The 8,374-nt window shown below is 33.3% G+C and carries 7 protein-coding genes; 5 read left to right on the forward strand and 2 right to left on the reverse strand.

Features of this window, described 5'->3' with window-relative positions; all coding sequences use genetic code 11:
- The first annotated feature begins 6 nt into the window (after positions 1–6).
- The 4 genes from BBS29_RS01695 to nth all read left to right on the forward strand — a co-directional run bounded on the left by BBS29_RS01695 (position 7) and on the right by nth (position 5,052).
- Entirely contained in the window at positions 7–2,505 is a 2,499-nt protein-coding gene (locus BBS29_RS01695; RefSeq protein WP_068128452.1) for an exonuclease domain-containing protein, read from the forward strand.
- A gap of 32 nt (positions 2,506–2,537) precedes the next feature.
- Positions 2,538–3,722, forward strand: a complete 1,185-nt coding sequence (locus BBS29_RS01700) for a pyridoxal phosphate-dependent aminotransferase (protein WP_068128454.1) — start codon at positions 2,538–2,540, stop codon at positions 3,720–3,722.
- Between the two features lie 62 nt (positions 3,723–3,784).
- Positions 3,785–4,384, forward strand: coding sequence for a DnaD domain-containing protein (locus tag BBS29_RS01705; protein ID WP_068128455.1), 600 nt, complete (start codon positions 3,785–3,787; stop codon positions 4,382–4,384).
- 2 nt (positions 4,385–4,386) lie between these two features.
- Positions 4,387–5,052: an endonuclease III gene (gene nth / locus BBS29_RS01710; protein ID WP_068128456.1), complete on the forward strand. Its 666-nt coding sequence runs from the start codon at positions 4,387–4,389 to the stop codon at positions 5,050–5,052.
- Positions 5,053–5,089: 37 nt separating this feature from the next.
- On the opposite strand, the gene BBS29_RS01715 is transcribed toward nth, so the two are convergent.
- Positions 5,090–7,336 (reverse strand): transglycosylase domain-containing protein, encoded by a 2,247-nt coding sequence (locus tag BBS29_RS01715; protein WP_068128458.1) that lies wholly within the window; start codon positions 7,334–7,336, stop codon positions 5,090–5,092.
- Positions 7,337–7,340: 4 nt separating this feature from the next.
- Positions 7,341–7,940, reverse strand: coding sequence for a Holliday junction resolvase RecU (recU, locus tag BBS29_RS01720; RefSeq protein WP_068128459.1), 600 nt, complete (start codon positions 7,938–7,940; stop codon positions 7,341–7,343).
- 90 nt (positions 7,941–8,030) lie between these two features.
- On the opposite strand from recU, the gene BBS29_RS01725 reads away from it, so the two are divergent.
- On the forward strand, positions 8,031–8,357 hold the full coding sequence (locus BBS29_RS01725; protein WP_068128461.1) for a hypothetical protein: 327 nt from the start codon (positions 8,031–8,033) through the stop codon (positions 8,355–8,357).
- The last annotated feature ends 17 nt before the right edge of the window (positions 8,358–8,374 follow it).

Here is an 8,374-nt window from a genome sequence, read left to right on the forward strand (position 1 = left end):
TTTAGTATGTTAGACAGTTGTTTTGCTGTTGTGGATTTAGAAACAACAGGTAATGATCCATTAAAAGATCATATCATCGAGTTAAGCATTGTATTTGTAAAAAATAACGAAGTAATCAATTCATATAGTACTTTATTGTCGGATGCTTCTGATATACCAGCTTTTGTAACAGAATTAACTTCTATTACATTAGAGGATATTAAAGGAGCACCGAAGTTTAACGATATTTCAAATGAAGTATACGAATTACTAGAGAACTGTTGTTTCATCGCACATAATATTGAATTCGATCTTAATTTTTTAAAAGTCGCATTCCAAAATACAGGTATTCATTTTCAACCACACTTAACACTCGATACAGTCGATTTATCTAAAATATTTTTCCCTACACTCAACTCTTATCAACTTGGTATGTTGTCTGAGACTCTTAATTTATCTTTAAAACATGCACATCGTGCCTATGATGATGCACTTGCAACAGCAAAACTATTTATTAAAATTTTAGAGCGAATTAATCAACTCGACAAAGAGACGATAATACGTCTATATAACATTTCAAAATATCTCGAAACAAATGTCAGTGATCTTTTATTTGCTTCTCTAAGTGAAAATAATCATAGAGACGCGGATTATACAGTGCAGTCACTATCTATACAACATCCAAAATTTAACTTTGAATCAAATCACAAAATCACAATAGAGGACTTGTATAAAAATTTTATAGATCAAAATAACTTTAAGCATCGCCAAGATCAACTCGATTTAATATATACGATTTATAGTGCACTAAAAGAAAATAAAAATATTGCTCTAGAAGCTTATACGGGACTAGGTAAAACAGAAGCAATACTAATCGCGAGTATCGTATATACAAATGAGACAAATCAGCATGTATTGATTTCTACAAGTAAGAAGATTTTACAAGATCAAATGTATTATCAAAGTTTAATTCGTCTTCTGGAGTCGTCTAAATTAAATGAATTACCAGTATCTATGTTAAAAGGAAAAACAAATTACGTCGACATAGATACCATTTTAAAGCTCTTAAGTTTTAAAGATGATAACTATGAAATTGTCATGTTAAAAATGAAATTGCTCGTTTGGTTAACAGAGACGATGACCGGTGATTTTGGTGAGATTTCATTAAAAGGACCAGAACGACTTTACTATGACACTGCACATTTTCAAATCAATTCTAATGACAATTATTTTTATAATAGAGCAGTGGAACATGCAAAAAATAGCCGTATTTGCATTACAAATCATTACTTTATTGAAGAGTGCTTATCAGAACTCGATAATAAGTATTTAATTGTCGATGAAGCACACCAAGTGTTAAATACTGTAGAGCGTCAGTCTATCACAGAATATAAATATATGGACCTTAAATTTTTACTATCTCAAATCGGTATAAACAATAAAGATAAAATGTTAAAAGAATATCTTGAACATAATGATATTCGAGCAAAAGACTTTCTTGTACGTATGCTTACAGATTTAAATAAAACAATCGATGATGTATTTTCATCATTACGTATCGAGGAAATAAAACGAGCAATTCAACAATTAAATCACTCAAATTACTTAATCGATTTCGTTCTAAAATCGATTGTCGACACGAACAATTATGAATCTCTTTATAATTATTTAAAGCATTTCCAGTTTAAATTAAAAGATATGCAAAAGAGTTTAACGTTAGATAATTATACTATCCATCAAGACAATAATTATCAAAAAACAGCGTTACTCGTTAACAATAATAGTAAAGACCGTCTATTTCATCATTTAAAAGGGCTCCACGGACAAGTTTTAATTTCTGGTACATTAGAAGTTAATGGATCATTTAAACATCTAGAACCGTGGTTTTTAGATGAATTTGATACAAAAATTATTGCTAATGATAATTTGTTTAAAGACGTAGAACTATTTATACCGAACGATATTCACGACCTAAATGATAGAGATTCATATATTGAAGATTTAGTCGATTATTTATCGACTTATCATTCAATTAAAGAAGATAAAGTAATCGTTTTATTTACAAATTATAAATTGCTAAACGAAGTCTATCAATTTTTACTGGACAGTGAATTGTTTGATATTCCTATTATCAAACAAAATAAAAACGATACACCTAGTAAATTATTACTTCAGTATAATCAGCTTCAAAATTGTATTTTGCTCGCGACTGAAAGTTTTACTGAAGGAATTAATTTGGAAAATCTAAACGATCGTACAATCTTTTTAACGAAGTTACCTTTCCCAGTACCAGCAGGTAAAGGCTTTAGACATTTTTATAAACACGACCTGCCTGATGCAGTATTTATGTTTAGACAAATTGTTGGGCGCATTAAAAGAGATGAATCTGACCGTGGCCGTGTCGTGTTATTTGATGAGCGGTTGCTCGAGAAACCGTATCGCAATGCATTTTTAAAGTACTTTAATGAAAAAAGTATTATACACGGTGATAGGACCGCTTTCATTGAGATGTTATCTAGATTATAATTATATTAATATGATTTTTAGGAGGAAACACAGTGCAAATTTCAAATAGAATGGACCTCTTACAGCCTAGTCCGACAATTGCGATAACAAATTTAGGCCGTCGCCTAAAAGAAGAAGGAAATGACGTCATCAGTTTATCTGTCGGCGAACCAGATTTTAACACTCCAAAAGAAGTAATAGAAGTAGCACATGAAGCAGCGTTAAATGGACACACAAAATACTCTGCAACACCTGGTATTTTACCACTACGTGAAGCAATAAAAGACAAAATGAAACGTGACAATAACTTGGATTACTCAGTCGATGAAATTTTTGTCGGTGCAGGTGCAAAGCAAGTTTTATTTAATATATTCTTTGCGATTTTAAACAGAGGAGATGAGGTAATTATTCCTTCTCCGTACTGGGTATCTTATGGTGACCAAGTAAAATTTGCTGAAGGTGTACCGGTAATTGCTGAAACGACAAGTGAAACAGACTATAAACTTACACCTGAAATATTAGATCAGTACGTGACTGATAAAACAAAAGCACTCGTATTAAATTCACCGAACAATCCTACTGGTGCAGTTTATAGTAAAGAAGAGCTTCAACGACTTGCAGATTACTTAGATGAAACAGATATTATTATCGTTTCAGATGAAATCTACGAAGTGCTCGTTTATGAAGGCGCGCATTACTCAATCGCTCAAATGAGTGAAAAGATGAAACAAAATACAATTGTCGTTAATGGTGTCAGTAAATCATATGCAATGACGGGATGGAGAATCGGCTTTGCTTGTGGTGACAAAGAATTAATCAAAGCGATGTCTAAACTTCAAAGTCAATCTGTCTCAAACGTTACAACACCTGCGCAGTACGCAGCATTAAAAGCTTATGAGTTAGATAATTCATACTTAAAAGAATATAATGAAACATTTAAGAAAAGAAGAGATCACGCATATAGTCAACTTCAAAAGCTTCCGTATATAAAATGTGCAAAACCAAATGGAGCGTTTTACTTATTCCCTGATGTGAGTGAACTCGTTGAAAAATGTAATTTCGAAAGTGTTGATCAGTTCACTGAACAGCTACTGAAAGAACAGTACGTAGCACTCGTACCAGGATCTGCATTTGGTATACCGTCAAACTTACGTTTCAGTTATGCATTAAGTGAAGAAAAGTTTTCTGAAGCGATAGAACGTATTCAAACTTTTGTTAACAAATATTTAAACAAATAATCGATCTAAAGAGATATTAGTTGCTAATATCTCTTTATTGTTAGCGACTAGGAGAGAGTAGGATGGATGAATATATTAAATATATAAATATTCCTGTCAATAAAATTTTAATCGATCACTATGCAACTATTGGGCTCGATGAAAAGATGACGATGCTTTTAATCCGTCTAATGAGTTATAGTAATGACGGTCTAACAGAAGTTACATTTGATGATATTATTGACGGTTCAACTTTTACTCGTGAAGAACTATCAAAGTTAATACAACATTTAATTGCTAATCAATTTATTGGAATTAATAATAAAGTGGTTAGTGGAAAACACGTAGAAAGTTACGATTTTAATCCGCTGTATAAAAAACTTGAAAATATCATAACAAATAAAGCTACCCATACTTATACAAAAAATGATGTGAGTGATCTATTTCAATATATTGAAAAGCTATATGGACGAACGCTCGGGCCGAGTGAGTATGAACGTATGACGGCGTGGTTAAGAGATGATGGATATTCTGTAGATCAAATCAAGGAAGGCGTTGATATTGCCTATAAAAATGATATTACATCATTAAGTTATGTCGAAAAAATACTGAATAGTATAAAAAAAGAATCAAACAATGAACCGGTTATTCCGTTTAAAAATTGGTTAAAAGGAGATATTTAGTCGTGCTGAGTAAAGTAAAGACGATGGAAGCACTCGATATTATCCATGAGATGTTTCCAGATGCGGAAGCAGAGCTAAATTATACAAATGATTTTGAACTGACAATTGCAGTATTATTATCTGCTCAAGCAACAGACGTATCTGTAAATAAAGTGACAGATACGTTATTTCAAAAATATAAGACACCTGAAGACTATTTAAGCGTTCCACTAGAAGAACTAGAGAACGATATCAAATCAATTGGACTATACCGTACGAAAGCAAAAAACATACAAAAGTTATGTAGAGATTTAATCGATAAATTTAATGGAGAAGTACCGACGACTTACGAAGAACTCATAACACTCGCAGGAGTCGGTCGAAAGACAGCTAACGTCGTATTAAGTGTCGCGTTTGACACTCCAAGAATCGCTGTCGATACACACGTTGAACGCGTTTCAAAACGACTAGGAATCGCACGTTGGAAAGATAATGTAAACCAAGTCGAAGAAACATTGATGAGAAAAATCCCAGAAAATAGATGGAGTAAAGCGCACCATCAACTTATCTTCTTTGGACGTTATCATTGTTTAGCGAGAAATCCTAAATGTTTTGAATGTCCACTTTTGTACATGTGCCGAGAAGGACAAAAAAGAGAGAGAAATTTATTAAAACAAAAAGCAAAGTAATTTCTAAATTACTTTGCTTTTTTATTTGTATTAAATTTTACTCACCGCTATCGGTGTCTGGGTTTGTAGTATCTGAATTATCCGTACTGCCATCATCACCATTTTCTGGTGTCTCTACAGGCTCTTCTGGCTCAGTTTCATCGATAACTTCTTCATCAGTATTATCCTCTTCAACCTCAGTTTCTTCCTCAGGTGCTTCGTAATAGTATCGTCTAATTCGATTTGGGTTAAATTGGAAAGAACTATTTACTACACCTAATTCTTGACCACCCACCCAAGTCACACTTTCTGGCATCGTGAAGTCTTGACCGTTATACGTGCTAATTTGTGTCATAATATTTTGGAAGAACCACTGTGGTGTGATATGTTCTTGTGTTCCGACAAATGACGTCGCACCGTCTTTTTTAGTACTTGTAAATCCTGTCCACACACTCATCGTATATTCCGGAGTATATCCGACGATCCACGCATCTTTTGCAGCGTTTGAAGGTAAATTATATTCAGCTAACATACTTTCTGAATATGACGTCGTTCCTGTTTTACCCGCGATATTTAAACCATTCATATTAATATAATCCGCACTTCCATATGGCTGAAACGTACCTTTTAACATATCAGTGATCATATACGCAGTAGAGTCTTTCATTGCTTCGTGGCTTTCATATTCCATATCAACTTGCTCGTTTTCAGAATTTATAATATAACGAACGGCTCCCGCTTCATTGAATGTACCACCGTTACCAAATGCGGCATACGCTTGCGCCATTTGAAGTGGGCTAAATCTAGATTCGTTACCTCCGAGAACATCGTTAAATGATAACGTATAATTACCATCAGATTTTTTTGAATAATCTAACCCTAAATCTTTTGCGAACTGTTCAGGTACATTATCTCCTGATTCTTCACGAACTTCTTCAAAAAGTTTAACGGCTGGTATGTTATAACTTTTACGCAGTGCATCACGTATCGTGACAGTACCATGACCTTGATTATCATAGTTATAAATTTTACCTTCAAAATGTTTTGGGCTATATTCGTATTCATCTTGAATCGTATAGTTCGTCGGCACTTCCATATTTTCAATTGCTGGTGCATATGAAAGAATCGGTTTCATTGTAGAACCTGTATTATGCTGAGTGATTGCTAAGTTTTCTTTAACGACTTCCTGATAATCTCGACCACCACTAATCGCAATTAATGCACCTGACTGTGTATCTATAATTGAAGATGCGATATTAAAATCATCGCTTTTAAATTTATCACCATAGAAAAAGTCTTTATCGTTTACAGTGTTTTGTAACGTACGCTGAATATTTGCATCCATATTTGTGTAAATATCTATACCAGACGAGAGTAGCTCTGAAATATCTATATTTTTAAACTCATCTGATTGTTCAAGTTGTTGCTTCACGACGTTTATATATGATGCATATTGTGGGTCTTTCGGTTCAGTTGAAGAACGTTCTTCATCAGATCTTGCAACTAAATTTGTTGTTAAGTCAGTATTTACTCCTTCGTTATACTCATCTTCAGTAATACGTCCGTGGTGTAACATAAGCGCGAGTACTTGGTTCGCACGTTTATTACCTGCTTCAGCGTCTACATATAAGTTATAAACGTTTGGTAAGTTTGGTAATCCAGCTAAATAAGCCGCTTCTTTTAAGTTTAAGTCATCGAGTTCTTTATCGAAATAATATAAACTTGCTGTTCTTACACCGTAAATACCATCTGAATAATATATTTTATTTAAATACATTTCTAAAATATCGTCTTTCGCATATTCTTGCTCGAGTCGGTACGATAAATATGCTTCTTGAGCTTTACGTTTAATCGTTTTTTCTTCAGTTAAAAACGCACGTTTTACAACTTGTTGAGTAATCGTCGACGCACCTTGAGAACCAAATCCACCTGTTATGTTACTAATAACAGCACCGCCAAGACGTTTGAAGTCAATCGCTCCATGTTCATAGAATCTATTATCCTCAACCGCAAGGACTGCATCCGTAACAAGTTCTGGTGTATCGGTAATATCGATATATTCACGTTCAATACCTTGATAAATTGTTGTAACGAGTTCATCGTTACGGTCAAATACTCTTGAAGGGATAGGGTCTTTTAGCTTTTCAACACTAAATGCTGGCGCAGTCGATGCAAAATAAGCAAATACGACTATCCCTAAAACAAAGATAGAAACAGCTGCCATCATAAAGATTAGTGCAATTCGTTTCCACAATGTTTTCTTATTCATTTTATTCCTTTTATTTCTAGATAAAGGATCTTTCATTCTGCTACCTCATTCCAAAATATAATTCATCTACCACTTGAAGATAATCAAAGCGCGGGTTAAATTTTTCTGTAATAATATGACTGTCACGTTTTACGTCCTCATAACGAATGGATTTTCTACCGTTCTTAAGTTTGTAATTGTCCCAGTGGATTAAAAACTTCTCAATCGGATATAAAAACACTTCGTCGTGTGCATGAAATCTCATAATAATAAAAACAATGCCACCGTGCTCGTGACATTTTCTCATATGTTCAACTTGATGTTCATGGATATTAATAAAAGGGAAGCGAGTTTCGTTTCGTGTTTCTTTTACTTCAAAGTCGATATATTTCCCTCTATAAATACCGTTATAGTCACTTGTAGATGGAGTTTTGTAATATGCTTCTGTAATTTTAGCTTTTTGTCTCGATGGGTAATCGACATTTACAACAGTAATCGGCGTCGGTTTTTTATGAATAATTGCGCGATTCGTATTTAAATAATACTTATTTGTCGTGTCAATATCTTTTTCAAGAGTCATCCCACGATGTCCATATTGTACTTTTTTCTTCCTTGAATTACTAGTAACATTACTTTTTTGAATACCAGCAGGGTATTTCACATTAGATCATTCCTTGGCTATATTCATTCATGTTTAGTTATTATACAATAATATACATACATAAATCTAATGTTTTAAAGGGTGATAACGTTGAATAGACCGTACACTAAAGAGTGTCTTTTAAAATATATTGATGACGTAAAACGTAAATACAGATTCGCACAAGATGGGTATGAGTATCATTTTGATGATGAGATCCAACCATTTCTATTAGAAGCAGATGCCCTTGCATCATTTATAGAGTCATTGCCGACTGATCGATACTTTAACGATTCTACACAGTTAAAACTTTCAAAACAGATTACAGAGCTTGCAATGGCGTGTCATAAAAAAGAGTTAAAACCAAGACTTTATAATGAAAAGATTAAATTTATTAATATGTGGTTTAATTATTTTATAAATAAGGAGATTATATGAGAGTACTTATATTAGGG

It is taken from the genome of Nosocomiicoccus ampullae (genome assembly GCF_001696685.1).
Lineage (GTDB): Bacteria > Bacillota > Bacilli > Staphylococcales > Salinicoccaceae > Nosocomiicoccus > Nosocomiicoccus ampullae_A.